This is a genomic window from Arthrobacter sp. H35-D1 (assembly GCF_030063185.1).
In the GTDB taxonomy this organism is placed as follows: Bacteria; Actinomycetota; Actinomycetes; order Actinomycetales; family Micrococcaceae; genus Specibacter.
In genome coordinates, this window is the sequence record NZ_JASISP010000001.1 from 637834 (window position 1) to 653366 (window position 15533).

Here is a 15533-nt window from a genome sequence, read left to right on the forward strand (position 1 = left end):
TCACGTTCCGGCATGACGTTTGTAGTCGGGACAGCCCGAACGGTTGGAGCGGGTTTTCTGTGTCAACGCGTGCATTCCCGTGTGTGCCGCCAAGGTTGCCGGAGCTGTTTACCCACTGTTCATTCTGGGATGTGGGCCAGGCCATGGCTATTTTGGAGCGTGGTCTGGTCTACTGGAGGCATGACAATTACTGTAAATAGTGCAACCCCCGGCACCGACGACCGGGTCAGCAACACCACCAAATACCTCGTGGCCCTCGACGTCGACGGCACACTGGTGGACCACGACGGCATCATGAGTGGTGCTGTTCGCGAGGCAGCCCGTGCCGTGGTTGACGCCGGCCACGAGGTCATCATCGCCACTGGCCGCTCGTTGGGTGCCCTGGTTCCCATCGTGGAGGCCATCGGCCTGCGCAGCGGCTACGGCGTGTGCTCAAACGGCGGCGTGACCATCCGCCTGGACCCATCTCTAGCCGAAGGCTGGGAGATCATCGACAAGGTGACCTTCGACCCTGGCCCCGCCCTGACAGCCCTGCAGGAACGTGTCCCCGGAGCTCGTTTTGCCCTGGAGGACGCCGAAGGGAACTTCCTCTCCACCTCGCGCTTCCAGGACGACAGCTTTGGCATCGAGGCGCGCGGCGTAGATTTCCACCACCTGCTCAGCGCCGAGGCCGTGCGCGTGGTGGTCAACAGCACCGAAGCCAGCACGCAGGAATTCGCCGACGCCATTGCCGAAGCCGGGCTCAGCGGGGTCACCTATGCTATTGGCTGGAGCGCCTGGCTGGACATTGCCGCCGCCGGGGTCACCAAGGCCTCCGCCTTGGAATCATTGCGCGCTACGTTGGGCATCGATGCTGCGCTGACGGTCGCCGTCGGCGACGGCAGCAACGACATCGAAATGCTGCGCTGGGCCGGCCGTGGCGTAGCCATGGGGCAGGCCGACGACGTGGTCAAGGCTGCCGCCAACGAGGTGACGGCCTCCGTGTACGACGACGGGGTTGTCGCCGTCCTGCGCAGCCTGGTCTAGTCCCAACCGCGTTGGTTCAGCTGGCCTGGGCTCGTGCACCGTCGACGGATGACGGGTTCAGAAACGGCGCCTGGCCCTTGGCGAAGCCGGAATCCAGGCCAAGCGGGACATAACCGGGCGTGTGGTCCATTCCGCCGTCAAACACGCTGACGATCAGCAGCACCACATAGAACGGGAAGAAGGACCAAGCCACCGCCCGCCATCCGCCGATCCATGCACCGGAGATGGTGCCGTCCTTGATGCGGACGCTGCGCATGTGCGCCGCCTTGTCGCCGAACAAGCCCCACTTTCCCCAGATCATGCCGTAAACGTACAGCGCAGGGAACCAGGCCAAGGCCACGAGTGCCATGAAGAAGCTGTCTTCGTATGCCAGTTCCCACAGCGCAGGACTATTCTTCATAGCCAACTGCGTGCAGACCACCAGCAGCGAGAACACGCAGAATGCGGCCAGGAACACGACCCCGTCCAGGACGCGGCCCCAGAAGTGGCGGCTTGCGGTGGCGCGCACATAATACTGTCCGCTCATCGTGTATTGCCGAACGGGGCGGTTTGTGCCGGAATCGATCAGCTGGGTTGGCCCTGCAAATTCAGGCTTTTTGGCCATGACTACCTCGGGGAAGAATGGGCCCGGCATTTGCCTGCGCGGGGCCTTGACGGGGACGGCTGGTGGGAGAAAACAAAGGCGGCGCTTCCCGCCAAGGGGGAGCGCCGCCGTCGTGCTTCACCATGCCCAGGAAGAACCGGGCCAGCAAGTGTGGATTAGTGCTGGGTGTCCGCAAAGCGCTTGATGGACGCTTCCAGCTCGGCTTCGGCGGCTGCCCTGTCGGCCCAGCCCTCGGCCTTGACCCATTTGCCGGGCTCCAGGTCCTTGTAGCGGGTGAAGAAGTGCTCGATCTCCTTGATGAGGAATTCGTCGACGTCGGCAAGTTCCTGGATGTGGTCGAAGCGCTTGTCGTCGACGACGCACAGCACCTTGGCGTCTCCACCGGACTCGTCGGTCATGTTGAACACGGCGATCGGGCGGGCATCCACCACCACGCCGGGGTGCAGGTCGAAGTCCTGCAATAGCACCAGTGCGTCCAAGGGGTCGCCGTCTTCGCCGAGGGTGTCGTCGAAGAAGCCGTAGTGCGTGGGGTACTGCATCGAGGTGAACAGCACGCGGTCCAGGCGGACCCGGCCGGTCTCGTGGTCAACTTCGTACTTGACGCGTGATCCGCGGGGGATCTCGATGGTGACGTCGTGCTTCATCGTTATGCTCCTCATGATGTGGTGTGCGCGGCCGGACAGGGCTGCGCACGGGAAATCCGTCTAGTATGAGGATATAGGCGCTTTCGTTGCGCTAAAAACCCGCCCGGTTCTTCCTGGCACAGTACTTGCCTTTCTCCTGCCGATTGTTGCGCGCCGGGTCCACCAGTTTCGAAGGAATTGCCTGCTCTATGGGACGCACGTCAAAAGTGGTGACGAGCGGCTTGCTCATCTGCGCGCTCGCCGCCGTCAGCGTCCCAGTGGGGATGGCGTTGGCGCCTGCATTCCTGCCCAAAGATCCGGCCGTGGTCGCCGTGTTGCCCGCAGCCCAGGAGCCTCCCACCGCATTGGCGGAAATCTCCGATGTGGCCCCGCTGCTTGACACGGCACCGCTGCCCGACGCCGCCAAGCTCTCCGTGGACTTGCAAAAGGCCTTGATGTTCGACGGCGCAGGCACGTTCAGCATGTATGTCGCCGATGCCCTCACCGGGCAGGAGCTGTTTTCCCAAGCAGGGGAATCGCCCAGGATCCCGGCGTCGAACCTGAAACTGCTCACCGCCGGCGCCGTCCTAAAGACCCTGGGGCCCGACGCCCGGTTCAGCACCCGGACCATCGCCGGGGCCGACGCACATGAGATTGTGCTGCTCGCAGGCGGCGACTCCATGCTCTCTGCCGGCGGGAGCGCACAGGATTTGGCCATGGGGCACGCCGGGCTGGCCACCCTGGCCCGCAACACCGCCGCCGCGCTCGCAGCCGCCGGGGCCACCGGCCCTGTCACCATCAGCATCGACGACACCTTGTTCACAGGTTCCCCGCTCAACCCCACCTGGGCTGCGGAAGATGTTGATGCCGGCGAGATCGCCCCGATTTACCCCATGGCCTTGTACTCGGGACGAACAAGCCCGGGCGTCTTGAGCGGGCCCCGCCCGCAGGATTCGGCAGTCGCCGTGGCGGAGGCCTTTGCCGGAGCCCTGGAGGACGCTGGAGTCGCCACAACCGGGACCATCACCCGCGGCGCAGCCCCTGCCGCCGCCCAAGGCGCCGCCGTTGGAAGCCCAGGAACAGTGCTGGCCTCCGTGGAATCGGCCACCGTCGCCGAACAAACGCGGTACATGCTGGAAGAGTCCGACAACTACACGGCGGAAGTACTGGGCCGCATGGTCGCAGTGAAGCTGGGCCGGGATGCCAGCAATGCCGGTGCCGTGGCCGCCGTGCGCGAGGTTGTGGGTGGGCTGGGGCTCGCCATGGGCACCATCACCACCACCGACAATTGCGGACTGTCCGCGAGCAACCTGATCAGTCCCCGGCAACTGGTGGAACTTCTCTCGCTCATGCTCGCGGACCCGGCAGCAGACATTGGCCAAGCACTTCCCGGCTTGCCCATCGGCGGACTTACCGGTTCCCTCGACGATCGCTTCGTGCAGAAGCTCGAGCTTCGCGGCGCCGGTCTGGTGCGGGCCAAGACCGGTTCGCTGAACCAAGTCACATCATTGTCCGGCTACGTCATCAATTCCCAGGGACGGCTGCTGGTCTTTTCCGTCCTCGGCAACGGCCTCACCGGCGGCGGTGCCGCAGCCCGCCCCGTCGTGGACACCGCGGCAAGCGTCCTGGCCCGCAGCTAAGCCTGCGGAGCCTGCGGCGCCAGCGGGCTGTCAGGGATTTGTGATGTGATGGAGGCATGACCCAAAAGAGCAGTTCCGCAGCCGTCGCACCAGCCCCGCCCGCCATGGTCAATTGGGAACTTGCCGCCCGCACGGCGGCAAATTTGGCACCTGCCGGACCGGCCCTGTCGGGTTCGGAAATCTCCGCAGCTGTTGAAAACCTGCGCCTCATGGCAGAGCGTTCCGTGCCGCATGTGCACGAAATCAGCAGGCTTGAGGCCGCCCGGGACCTGCACGATTCCCAAGTGCTTGTTGTGGACAGGGCATCCTGGGCGAAAGCCAACACGCAGAGCTTTGCCGTCATGCTGGACCCCGTGCTGCGCGCTGTCGCCGCCAAGCAGGCCGGTGCCTCCGGTTCCGGGAGCGCCCCTGCGCCGGGCAGCCCGGGCGCTGCGTTTGGCGCCACTGTCACGGGCGCGCAATTGGGCGGGGCGCTGGCATTTCTGTCCAGCAAGGTCCTGGGCCAATACGACCCCTTCGCCGCACTTGCCCCGACCCGGGCATCCGAGCCGCACGCCGCGGGCGGGCGGCTCCTGCTGGTGGCACCGAACATCATCACCGTCGAACGTGAACTCAAGGTCGACCCGTCGGACTTCCGGCTGTGGGTGTGCCTCCACGAGCAGACCCACAGGGTGCAATTTGCTGCTGCACCGTGGTTGCGCCACCACATGCTGGCCGAAATTGAAAAACTCGGGGCACTGCTTGTCGGCGACTCGGAAAACTTGGGCGAACGCCTTCTGCAATCGGCCAAACAGCTTGGCGGCAAGCACGCAAAGGATACGAACGGGGGCGAGGAACCCCATCGCGGAAGCGTGTTGGACCTGCTCCAAGACCCGGCCCAAAAGGCGGCCCTGTCCCACCTGACAGCTGTCATGAGCTTGCTTGAAGGCCACGCTAACGTGGTGATGGACGGCGTGGACAAGAGCATTGTGCCCACGGTGCGCACCATCCGCCAACGCTTCAACAACAGGGGCAAGGACCGTGGCGTCATTGAGAAGTTCATGCGCAACCTCATGGGCCTGGACGCCAAAATGCGCCAGTACAGCGACGGCGCCAAGTTTGTCCGCGACACGGTGGACGTGGTGGGCATGGATGGTTTCAACAACGTCTGGACCACGGCTGAAAACCTGCCCACCGAGAAGGAAATCCACAACGCCCGCCTCTGGGTGGAACGGATGGGCCTGTAGATGGAGCCCGAGCTCGCCGCTGGACACCCCCGGCGCCGCCTTGACCCAACCGTGGGCAAGGCCCGGGCGATGGTGGGGAACCTGCTGGGGGTGAAAACCACCGGGAAGAATCGCGTGGTGGAGAACCCGCCGCTGGTCCTTGTCGGCTGCAGTGGCGGTCCCGATTCCCTGGCCTTGGCCGCCGTCTGCGCGTTTTTTGCCCGCCGCGGCGAGGTGCGGGTCGGCGCCGTCGTTGTTGACCACCAGATGCAGAACGGCAGCGCCGAGGTGGCCCGGGCCACCGCCGCCCAACTGCGCTCGTTGGGCCTGGACCCCGTGGTGGTGCGGACCGTCGATTTGGATGACGACGGCGTGGGCCCGGAAGCTGCCGCCCGCGCGGCCCGCTTTGCCGCACTGGAGGCGACGGCGCGCGAGCTCGGTGCACGGAACGTGCTGCTGGGCCACACCCTTGACGACCAGGCCGAGTCGGTACTGCTGGGCTTGGCCCGAGGCTCCGGCACCCGTTCGCTGGCCGGCATGCGCGAACGTCGCGGCATGCACCTGCGCCCGTTCCTGGGGCTGCGCCGGGATGAGACATTGGCCATATGCGAGGCCCTGGGACTGGCTCCGTGGCACGACCCGGCCAACCAGGACCCCGCCTACCTGAGGGTCCGCGTCAGGGCGAACGTCATTCCGTTCCTTGGCCGCGAGCTGGGGCCAGGCATTGCGGAATCACTGGCCCGCTCGGCCAGCATCCTGGGCCATGACGCCGACTGCCTGGACCAGCTCGCCGCTGTCGAATACGGCAAGCTGGCAGAACGAAACGCAGGAAGCGAGGCGGGAAATCCCGCAGAAAATGGTGCGAAAACCAGCGCAGCAAACAGCGCCCCGGGTGAGATCGCGCTGTCCGAAGAAGCACTGCGCGGGCTTCCGCCGGCCCTGCGGATGAGAGTCTTGGCGCTGGCCGCCGTCGAGCTTGGAGGAGTGCAGCCAAGCCTTGAACGGCTGGGATCGGCAGAAAACTTGCTGGCCCGGCAGGGCTCCGCCGGACCGGTGCAATTGGCTGGAAAAGTGAGCGCCTACAGGATTTCCCGCAGCCAGGGGGTTCCCCAAGAGGGCCGCAGCTATGGGAAGCTAGTCCTTAGGCGCAGTCCGTAAGCGCCAGAGAAGTATTTCAACCAGTACCAACCTTCACAAACAGGAGCCATGGGTGGATTCACACGACGTCCAAGCCGATCTCAAGCACGTTCTGTATACCAAGGAAGAAATCCAAACACGCGTCACTGAACTGGCCGCGCAAATCGATGCCGATTACCAGGGCCGCGACGTCCTGCTTGTTGGCGTGCTCAAGGGCGCCGTCATGGTCATGGCGGACCTTTCCCGGGCCCTGCACAGCCACGTCACGATGGATTGGATGGCAGTTTCCTCCTACGGTTCCGGCACCCAGTCCTCGGGTGTTGTGCGGATACTGAAGGACCTTGAAACCGATCTCATGGGCAAGCACGTCCTCATCGTCGAGGACATCATCGACTCCGGCCTGACCCTGTCCTGGCTGCGGGCGAACCTGATGTCGCGCGGACCGGCATCGGTGGAAATCTGCACGCTGCTGCGCAAGCCCACAGCGGCCAAGGTTGAAATGGACGTCAAATACGTCGGCTATGAGATCCCGAACGAATTCGTGGTGGGCTACGGCCTGGACTTTGCCGAGAAGTACCGCAACCTGGACTTCATCGGCACGCTTGCACCGCATATATACGAATAACAGCGGCGAAATGCGTCCATGACGCAGCTATGGTCATTCGCTGCTGGAATTTTCGGGAGCGGATGACCATAGCTGGGTCATTTTGGGGGAATTCGTTATGCCCTCAGGGAACTAAAGGCAGGTCCCGTGCGTGTAGCAAGGCGAACGGTGTAAAGCTATTACTCGGGGATGTGTCGCTGCGTCCTGTACAGGTACGAATTGGTTGAGCGGGAGGGACGAGGCCTGGCCTCGAACACATGAAAGTCAAAAAACTCTTCAAAGGTCCATTTGTCTGGATCATTGTGGTGGTTGTGCTCATTGGAGCCGGCCTTTTCACGTTGACGGGCACGGGGACCAGCCGGGTTGGCACCTCTGAAGCCTTGGACCTGCTCAACAATGACAAGGTTGTCTCGGCCAAGATCTTTGGCTCCGAAGGCCGCGTGGACATGGTCCTCAAGGACGACTACACCACGGCCGAGGGCAGCAAGGCCGGCAAGAACGTCCAGTTCTACTTTGGTGGCTATCGCGCCACCACCATGGTTGACGCCATTGACAACGCCAAGTTGAAGTCTTTCGACGACCAGCCGGCCTCCAACAACTTCTGGTCAAGCATCTTCTCGCTGCTGATCCCGTTCGTGCTGATCGGGCTCATCTTCTGGTTCCTGTTCTCCCGCATGCAAGGCGGCGGCAACAAGGTCATGCAGTTCGGCAAGTCCAAGGCCAAGCTGCTCACGAAGGACCACCCGCAGGTGACGTTCAACGACGTGGCCGGTGCGGACGAGGCGGTCGAGGAACTCCACGAAATCAAGGATTTCCTGCAGAACCCGGCCAAGTTCGTTGCCGTGGGCGCCAAGATCCCCAGAGGTGTGCTGCTGTACGGCCCTCCCGGAACGGGCAAGACGCTGCTGGCCCGCGCCGTTGCCGGCGAGGCCGGCGTGCCGTTCTACTCCATCTCCGGTTCCGACTTCGTCGAAATGTTCGTTGGCGTGGGTGCTTCCCGTGTCCGCGACCTGTTCGAGCAGGCCAAGACCAACTCCCCGGCCATCATCTTTGTTGACGAGATCGACGCCGTCGGACGCCACCGTGGTGCAGGCATTGGCGGCGGCAACGACGAACGCGAGCAAACCCTCAACCAGCTGTTGGTGGAAATGGACGGGTTTGATGTCAAAACAAACGTCATCCTGATCGCCGCCACCAACCGTCCCGACGTCCTCGACCCCGCGCTGCTGCGCCCGGGCCGTTTTGACCGTCAGATCCCCGTGGAAGCCCCGGACCGACTGGGCCGCCAGCAGATCCTTGAGGTGCACTCCAAGGGCAAGCCCATGGCACCAGGTGTTGACCTGAACGCCGTCGCCAAGAAGACGCCCGGCTACACCGGTGCCGACTTGGCCAACGTGCTCAACGAAGCAGCCCTGCTGACAGCCCGCTCCAACGCGCAGCTCATTGATGACCGCGCCTTGGACGAGTCCATTGACCGTGTCATGGCCGGCCCGCAGAAGCGCACCCGCGTCATGAAGGAACTCGAGCGCAAGATCACCGCCTACCATGAGGGCGGCCACGCACTTGTTGCAGCGGCCATGCACAACACGGCCCCTGTCACCAAGATCACCATCCTGCCCCGCGGCCGCGCCCTGGGTTACACCATGGTGGTTCCCGAAGACGACAAGTACTCAATCACCCGCAACGAACTGCTTGACCAGATGGCGTACGCCATGGGCGGGCGCGTGGCCGAGGAGATCGTGTTCCACGACCCCTCCACAGGTGCCTCCAACGACATTGAAAAGGCTACCGGCACGGCCCGCGCCATGGTCACCCAATACGGTATGAGCGAGCGTATTGGCGCAGTCAAGCTTGGCACCGGTGGAGGCGAGCCCTTTATGGGTCGCGATGCCGGCCACGATCGGGACTATTCGGAATCCGTCGCTGCAGTGATCGATGCGGAAGTACGCAAGCTCATCGACCAGGCCCACGACGATGCCTATGCGGCGCTGATCGCCAACCGCGACATCCTTGACCGGCTGGCCCTTGAACTGCTTGAGCGGGAAACGTTGAACCAGGCCGAGATCGCCGAGATCTTCATCGGTTTGCGTCGCCCCGAGCAGCGCAAGGTGTGGCTGTCCAAGGACAGCCGCCCGGTCTCCGAGCTGCCCCCTGTCATCACGGACAGGGAACGCCGCGAAGCCGAGGATGCCGGGGAACCGACTCCGGAAAGCGTCGATCCCCAGGATCAACTTGCCAATGCCCATCTGGGTGGCGAGCTGGATGCGCCGGGCAACCAGCCCGGCATCGACCTGGGCAAGGGCGACGCCCCGCAGCTGCCAGGCCAGCCCTAATCGAAAGATAGGATTGGCACCGTGACTGATTACGACGACGAAACCGGGTTCGGGCAGGGCGACACCGCAGGTGACGCCCTGCCCCCGGCAGAACAACACCCAGTGGATCTGCCGCGCATCGAGGCGGCAGTGCGGGAGATTCTGCTGGCCATCGGCGAAGACCCGGAACGCAGCGGGCTGATTGACACGCCCAAGCGCGTGGCAAAGGCCTACCGCGAAGTGTTTTCCGGCCTGCACCAGGACCCGGCGGATGTTTTGGGAGTCACCTTTGACATTGCCCATGAAGAACTGGTGCTGGTCAAGGACATCCCGTTCTACTCAACGTGCGAACACCATTTGGTGCCGTTTCACGGCTCCGCCCACGTTGGCTACATTCCGTCCGAGGCAGGCATGGTCACGGGGCTGAGCAAGCTCGCCCGGCTGGTGGATATTTTTGCCAAGCGCCCGCAAGTGCAGGAAAGGCTTACCAGTCAGGTCGCCGATGCCCTGATGGAGCATCTGAAGCCTCGAGGCGCCATAGTGGTGATCGAGTGTGAACACATGTGCATGTCCATGAGGGGCGTGCGCAAACCAGGGGCCAAGACAGTCACAAGTGCTGTGCGCGGCCTGCTTCACGAGCCCGCGACCAGGGCCGAAGCCATGAGCTTGATTCTCGGAAGGTAACTAAACACACCATGGACTCCCTCGCCGCCGCACCGGGTACAGGCCCGGCCACCTCACCCCTGCCTGTCCTGCGGGCCCGCCGGTCCATTGCCAGCTTTGAAAAGCTGCCCAAGGACCGTGCAGTTGTCATGGGGATATTGAACTGCACCCCCGATTCGTTCAGCGACGGCGGCGAGTACGATTCCACCGAAACCGCCATTGCCCATGGGTTGCGCATGTTCTACGGCGGTGCCGACATCATCGACGTCGGCGGGGAATCCACCCGCCCGGGTGCCGAGTATGTTGACGAAGTTGAAGAGCAGCGGCGCATCCTGCCCGTCATTTCAATCCTGGCCAAGGCCGGTGCGCTTGTCAGCGTCGACACGCGCCACGCGTCCACGGCCGCCCTGGCCATCGAGGCCGGGGCGGGGATGGTCAACGACGTCTCCGGCGCCAACGTCCATCCGGACATGATTGCCTTGGTTGCCGAGCGCCAGGTGCCCTATGTGTTGATGCACAGCCGCGGGGACTCCCGTTCCATGGACTCCTTGACGCAGTACACGGATGTGGTCCGGGACGTGGTGCGCGAGCTGGGCGAGGTGCGTGAAAGGTTCTATGCCGCCGGAGTCGTGCCGGAAAAACTCATCCTCGACCCAGGCATCGGTTTTTCCAAGAACGCCGAGCAGAACTGGGAACTGCTGGCGAACCTCCACGAAGTAGTGGACATGGGCAACAAAATTTTGGTGGGGACCTCTCGCAAGCGCTTCCTTGGCACATTGCTGACCAGTGCCGGAAAGGCCGCCGCCCCCAAGGAACGCGACGACGCAACTTCCGCCACGACAGCCCTTGTCGGGGTGCAGGGCATATGGGGTGTTCGCGTGCACGACGTCGGAGCGAGCCTTGACGCTGCCAAGGTTGCGGCCAGGCTGTCGCTGGGCAAGCAAAACCGCGAAGCACGGCTTTTGGCTGCGCAAAGCGATGAGCAGGCAAGCCGGGACGAGCAGTGACCCACACGGATTTGATCACGCTCAAGGGCGTCACGGCCATTGGTTACCATGGCGTGTTTGCACACGAAAAACGGGATGGCCAGCCGTTCATCACCGACGTGGTGTTGCACCTTGACGTCACAGGGGCCGCAGCCACGGACGATCTCATGCTCACCGCAAACTACGGAGCCGTGGCGGAGACGGTAGTTTCCATGGTCACAGGTGAAGCATACGACCTGATTGAAACGCTCAGCGTCCGCATGGCGGAGCGGATTCTTGCCGATTTCCCCGTGCTGAATGCCGTTGAAGTGACCGTCCACAAGCCCAAGGCACCCATCCAGGTGCCCTTCGGCGACGTGAACGTCACTGTTTTCAGGTCCCGGGAGCACGTGGGCACGGAACAGCCCGGTGAGCGGTTGGATGCGGCGCACGCGGGCACGGCATGACTGCCGAGCGACGGCTGACACGGGCCATCCTGGCCCTGGGGAGCAACCTCGGCGAACGCAAAGGGACGCTGCAAAGCGCCGTCGCCGAATTGGTGGACCGGCCCGAGGTGCGTCTGCAAAACGTTTCCCCCGTGGTCACCACCAAGCCCGTAGGCGGACCCGACGGGCAGCCGGACTTCCTGAACATGGTCATTGCCGTGGATACAACGCTGGCAGCGAAGGAACTTTTGGCGCACTGCCAGAGCGTTGAACAGTCCCATCACAGGACCCGTGAAGTGCGTTGGGCGGCACGCACCCTCGATGTTGACATCATTGTTTACGGGGACGAAGCAAGTGCCGATCCCGTGCTGACGCTGCCGCACCCCCGCGCAGCTGAGCGGGCTTTTGTGCTGTACCCGTGGTCGCTGATGGAACCCAATGCCATCTTGGCCGGGAAGCCGGTGTCCGAATTAGCAGCCGCCGCCCAAGACATGGCCGGCATCAGCCATGCCCAGGATGAGCCCTTGGAGCGGGACGTGGCACAGGAACTTTAAACCCGCCACCAAAAACCATGGGCCGCGGGAATTCCAAATTGGGAAAAACCCAGTACGGTTGAATTATGTAGTCCCAACGCGAATCGATGAGGCAGCAATGAATAGCACAATGCGGACCATCAGGCCTGCATGGTTGGCTGCCGTGGGCATTGTCACGGCCGCCATCGGCTGGACGGCCACCGAACTGACCTCCCGCGCCAGTCTTGCCTTGCCGGTTTTGCCGTTGAGTTCCTTGATCACCATGGGGCTGATAGTTGTTGTCTGCCTGGTTCTTGGATTCAAGGTCCGCCGCTGGCGCGACGGCAAACGAGACAAGGTCCTCGATCCGCTGCTGGCGGCCCGCACGGTGGTGCTGGCCCAGGCCTGTGCCTATGCCGGTGCCGTGCTGTTTGGCTGGCACACGGGGATCCTGCTTGACCAGTTCCCCACCATCGCCATGCGCGCGGACCTCGCCGTGATCTGGCAGATGGTGACCCTCATGGCGGGGGCCGTGGTCATGGTGGTCGTGGGGGTTGTCGTGGAACGTTTTTGCAAGCTGCCACCCGAGGACAACGAACCCACAACGAAAACTCGGCCCAAGCATGACGGCCGCGGGGAGGAAGAATTTGCCTAAGCAGCTCAGCAGCGCGATCGACCCCGGCGACGTGGTGTTCCTGCGGGTGTCGGACAAGCTCATCACGGCACGGTTCATCTCCAGCGGTGTCGGAGCCTTGATTTTTTTGGCTCTGACGGCGGTGCCACTTGTCCTGAAGCTGACAGGTGTCTGGGCCGGTTATCCCGCATGGCTGGCCTGGGCGGCACCGGCAGTGGTGGTCATAGTGATGATCTGGGAAATGATCCTCATCCCACGCCAGGTGCGGGCCATCGGCTACGCCGAGCGCGACGACGACCTGTTGATCCGCAGCGGCATATTGTTCCACCGTGTCATGGTGGTCCCGTACGGGCGCATGCAATACGTCGATGTCACGATGGGTCCGCTGGAGCGCATGCTGGGGCTGAGCACCATTCACCTGCACACGGCTTCGCCCGGCACGAACGCACTTCTCAACGGGCTGCCTGCACCCGAGGCCGCCCGATTGCGCGAACAACTTTCAGCCCGCGGTGAGGCAAAATTGGCCGGCCTGTGATGGATGAAGCCGTTAACGGGAAATCGGTGCAAGACCAATCCGGCAACGGCGTGGGCCTGCGCCCCGACGATGAACTTACGTGGCACCGCGTGCACCCCGTTTCCCCGCTGGTCCGTGGCTGGGTCGCGGTGGCTGCCGTCATCTTTATTTTTGGCCGCAACTCGCTTGAAAACGTCTTTTCGGGGCACTGGGACGGCAATCCCGGTTCCTTGGCCCAGACAGCAGGCGCGCCTGTGCTTGTCATAGCTGCCGTGGTGGCTGCCGCGGTGGTGGTCTTCGGGAGCGCGTTTTTCCTGTCCTGGCGATTCACTCGCTACCAAGTCACGGATGAGCACGTGCACATCAACTCGGGGGTTGTCTTCAGGCAGCAGCGCAGGGCGCGCATTGACAGGGTCCAGGCCATCGATGTGGTGCAGCCGCTGTTGGCGCGGGTATTTGGGTTGGCGGAACTGAAGTTTGAAGTGGCCGACGGCGGGAAGTCGGCCATGAAGCTCTCCTTCCTCAAACTCCCGGAGGCACAACGGCTCCGAGCGGCCATTCTTGCCCGTGCCTCGGGGGTGGCGGGCGACCCTGAGTCGCCGGGGGAGGTGCACGAGGCGCCGGAGACGCATGTCTTGGCGCTCAAGCCTGGCCGCATCATCGCTGCGGCAATATTCAGCAGCACCACGATTTTTGCACTGTGCGTCGTGGCGGCCGCCGTGGTGGCGGTTGTCTGGAGCGGGGAGCCCGCGATCTTGGTGGCCGGTGTTCCGATTTTCATCGGCATTGGCGCCAGCTACTGGAAGAGCATTACGGGGGACTTCAACTTCCGGGTGGCCCTTTCACCCGACGGCGTGCGGCTGCACTACGGCATGCTGGAGACCCGAGCCCAGACCATTCCGCCCGGCCGTGTCCAAGCGGTTGGCATCAGCCAGGGCCCAGTGTGGCGGCCCCTTGGCTGGTACCGGGTCCACATCAATGTGGCAGGCTACGGCGCGGATTCCTCGAACGGGGGCTCCCGTTCCGTGCTGCTTCCGGTCGGCACCCTGGATGAGGTCATGGCGGTGCTGGGACTGGTGTTCCCGGACCCCGGCGTGGATAACCCCTTTGCGGTGTTTGCCGCCGGGCTGCAGGGGCCGGGGTCCGCTGAAGGATTTGTGCACTCGCCGCGCTCTGCCCGGTGGATCGACCCCCTCGCCTGGCGCCACAACGCCTTTCGCGCCACCGAGACGGCCCTGCTCTGTCGGCATGGGGTGATTTTCCGCAACCTCCAGGTGGTGCCCCACGAACACACCCAATCGCTGGGACTGCGCCAGGGACCACTCATGGCTGCCCTGGGCCTGGTGGACTTTGAACTGCATTCAACCGCAGGCCCCGTCCGCCCGCTCGTGCACCACCTGTCGGTGGAAAACGGACAACGGCTCTTTGCCGAGCAAGCAGCCCGCGCCGCCACTGCCCGCCGCATCCACCGCAGGGAAAAATGGCTGGCACCGGACGACGATCCGGCACCGGTGGCCGAGCCTGCCGGGTCGCCCGATCCAATGCTCGAGCATGCCGAACCCGCCCACCCGGTGGCCGAGCGTGCCGAGCCCCCGCAAGAACATCCGCATGACCTACCCCCGCAGGAGCAAAATCGTGGCGATTAAGCCGGGCCGACTCGGCATTGGCATTATTGGAGCAGGCAAGGTGGGCGCCGTTCTGGGCGCCGCCTTGCGCGCAACGGGACACGCCGTCGTCGGAGTTTCCGCCGTCTCGGAAGCCTCAAGGGAACGTGCCGAGCTCCTGCTTCCGGGGGTTCCCGTCCTCGAAGTGTCGGACATCGTGGAACGTGCCGAGCTTGTCCTCCTCGCCGTGCCGGACGACGTTCTCGCTGAACTGGTGGCTGGGCTGGGCACCATGGGTGCATGGCAGGTGGGGCAGTTGGTGGCGCACACCTCGGGGCGGTTCGGCACGGGTGTCCTCGCCCCGGTCAAGGCCGCCGGCGGGATTCCGCTGGCACTGCACCCGGCCATGACGTTCACCGGCATGAGCCTTGATTTGGCCCGACTCACCGACTGCTGCTTTGGCGTCACGGCCGAGCCCGCCATGCTGCCCATCGCCCAGGCCCTGGTGGTGGAGATGGGGGCGGAGCCGGTGGTCATTGCCGAGGCCGACCGTGTCCTGTACCACGCAGCCTTGGCGCATTCGGCAAATCACCTTGTCACGCTCGTGGCCCAAGCCGCGCAAATCCTGGGCGACATCGGCGTGGAGTCGCCCCACCAAGTGATGGGCCCGCTGTTGCGCGCATCACTGGAAAATGCGCTCGCTTCGGGGGAGTCGGCCCTGACCGGCCCGGTGGCCCGCGGCGACGCCGGTACGGTGGCCGCCCATTCGGCGGCCCTGCGCGAACACGCCCTGGACACGGAGTCCGCGGACATCTTGGAGGCATATCTGGCCATGTCGGCGGCAACCGCCACCCGCGCCGCCCGCCGCCGGCTGCTTTCCGCCGAGGCGTATCTTGGTGTTCAGGCGGCCCTGGCCAACGACGACGGCGAAATCCCCGAGGCGTCCGGCGGCGCCTAGGATGGATCCGGTCCGGGGCATGGCTGTCCGGGCTTGGCAGACACCGGCAGGAAGCCGGCCGAGCGCCGGAGTACGCAAAGACAGCG

Annotated in this window: 16 protein-coding genes; 14 read left to right on the forward strand and 2 right to left on the reverse strand. The window is 64.1% G+C overall.

The annotated features are described in order from the left end of the window. The first annotated feature begins 180 nt into the window (after positions 1 to 180). Positions 181 to 1026 (forward strand): HAD family hydrolase, encoded by an 846-nt coding sequence (locus QMG25_RS02895; protein WP_283457131.1) that lies wholly within the window; start codon positions 181 to 183, stop codon positions 1024 to 1026. A gap of 16 nt (positions 1027 to 1042) precedes the next feature. Here QMG25_RS02895 and QMG25_RS02900 read toward each other — a convergent pair whose 3' ends face one another. Together QMG25_RS02900 and QMG25_RS02905 are read right to left on the reverse strand one after the other, a co-directional pair. Beyond that, positions 1043 to 1660, reverse strand: a complete 618-nt coding sequence (locus QMG25_RS02900) for a hypothetical protein (RefSeq protein ID WP_283457133.1) — start codon at positions 1658 to 1660, stop codon at positions 1043 to 1045. Positions 1661 to 1785: 125 nt separating this feature from the next. Then, entirely contained in the window at positions 1786 to 2274 is a 489-nt protein-coding gene (locus tag QMG25_RS02905) for an inorganic diphosphatase (protein WP_283457135.1), read from the reverse strand. Positions 2275 to 2462: 188 nt separating this feature from the next. Here QMG25_RS02905 and dacB point away from each other — a divergent pair, with 188 nt between their 5' ends. The 13 genes from dacB (at position 2463) to QMG25_RS02970 (ending at position 15447) form a co-directional block, all read left to right on the forward strand. Then, positions 2463 to 3893 (forward strand): D-alanyl-D-alanine carboxypeptidase/D-alanyl-D-alanine endopeptidase, encoded by a 1431-nt coding sequence (dacB, locus tag QMG25_RS02910; RefSeq protein ID WP_283457137.1) that lies wholly within the window; start codon positions 2463 to 2465, stop codon positions 3891 to 3893. A gap of 56 nt (positions 3894 to 3949) precedes the next feature. Further along, on the forward strand, positions 3950 to 5119 hold the full coding sequence (locus tag QMG25_RS02915) for an Rv3626c family coenzyme F420 biosynthesis-associated protein (protein WP_283457139.1): 1170 nt from the start codon (positions 3950 to 3952) through the stop codon (positions 5117 to 5119). Beyond that, positions 5120 to 6256, forward strand: a complete 1137-nt coding sequence (tilS, locus tag QMG25_RS02920; protein WP_283457141.1) for a tRNA lysidine(34) synthetase TilS — start codon at positions 5120 to 5122, stop codon at positions 6254 to 6256. 52 nt (positions 6257 to 6308) lie between these two features. Then, complete coding sequence (hpt, locus tag QMG25_RS02925) at positions 6309 to 6860, forward strand: hypoxanthine phosphoribosyltransferase (protein ID WP_283457143.1); 552 nt, start codon at positions 6309 to 6311, stop codon at positions 6858 to 6860. A 236-nt stretch (positions 6861 to 7096) separates the two neighbouring features. Continuing rightward, positions 7097 to 9172 carry an ATP-dependent zinc metalloprotease FtsH gene (ftsH, locus tag QMG25_RS02930; protein WP_283457145.1) on the forward strand — a complete coding sequence of 692 codons (2076 nt, stop codon included), beginning with the start codon at positions 7097 to 7099 and terminating at the stop codon, positions 9170 to 9172. A 78-nt stretch (positions 9173 to 9250) separates the two neighbouring features. Beyond that, complete coding sequence (gene folE / locus QMG25_RS02935) at positions 9251 to 9835, forward strand: GTP cyclohydrolase I FolE (RefSeq protein WP_502866339.1); 585 nt, start codon at positions 9251 to 9253, stop codon at positions 9833 to 9835. 11 nt (positions 9836 to 9846) lie between these two features. Continuing rightward, the gene (gene folP, locus QMG25_RS02940; RefSeq protein ID WP_283457147.1) at positions 9847 to 10821 is read left to right on the forward strand and encodes a dihydropteroate synthase; all 975 of its coding nucleotides are present in this window, start codon (positions 9847 to 9849) and stop codon (positions 10819 to 10821) included. Further along, on the forward strand, positions 10818 to 11246 hold the full coding sequence (gene folB / locus QMG25_RS02945) for a dihydroneopterin aldolase (protein WP_283457149.1): 429 nt from the start codon (positions 10818 to 10820) through the stop codon (positions 11244 to 11246). Before folP ends, folB begins: the two co-directional genes overlap by 4 nt. Continuing rightward, entirely contained in the window at positions 11243 to 11779 is a 537-nt protein-coding gene (folK, locus tag QMG25_RS02950; RefSeq protein ID WP_283457151.1) for a 2-amino-4-hydroxy-6-hydroxymethyldihydropteridine diphosphokinase, read from the forward strand. The genes folB and folK overlap by 4 nt, the downstream gene beginning before the upstream one ends. A 97-nt stretch (positions 11780 to 11876) precedes the next feature. Beyond that, the gene (locus QMG25_RS02955) at positions 11877 to 12392 is read left to right on the forward strand and encodes a DUF3180 domain-containing protein (protein WP_283457153.1); all 516 of its coding nucleotides are present in this window, start codon (positions 11877 to 11879) and stop codon (positions 12390 to 12392) included. After that, positions 12385 to 12906: a PH domain-containing protein gene (locus QMG25_RS02960; RefSeq protein ID WP_283457155.1), complete on the forward strand. Its 522-nt coding sequence runs from the start codon at positions 12385 to 12387 to the stop codon at positions 12904 to 12906. The genes QMG25_RS02955 and QMG25_RS02960 overlap by 8 nt, the downstream gene beginning before the upstream one ends. After that, positions 12906 to 14531, forward strand: a complete 1626-nt coding sequence (locus QMG25_RS02965) for a PH domain-containing protein (RefSeq protein ID WP_283457157.1) — start codon at positions 12906 to 12908, stop codon at positions 14529 to 14531. Before QMG25_RS02960 ends, QMG25_RS02965 begins: the two co-directional genes overlap by 1 nt. Continuing rightward, complete coding sequence (locus QMG25_RS02970; protein ID WP_283457160.1) at positions 14521 to 15447, forward strand: Rossmann-like and DUF2520 domain-containing protein; 927 nt, start codon at positions 14521 to 14523, stop codon at positions 15445 to 15447. The genes QMG25_RS02965 and QMG25_RS02970 overlap by 11 nt, the downstream gene beginning before the upstream one ends. Positions 15448 to 15533: the final 86 nt, after the last annotated feature.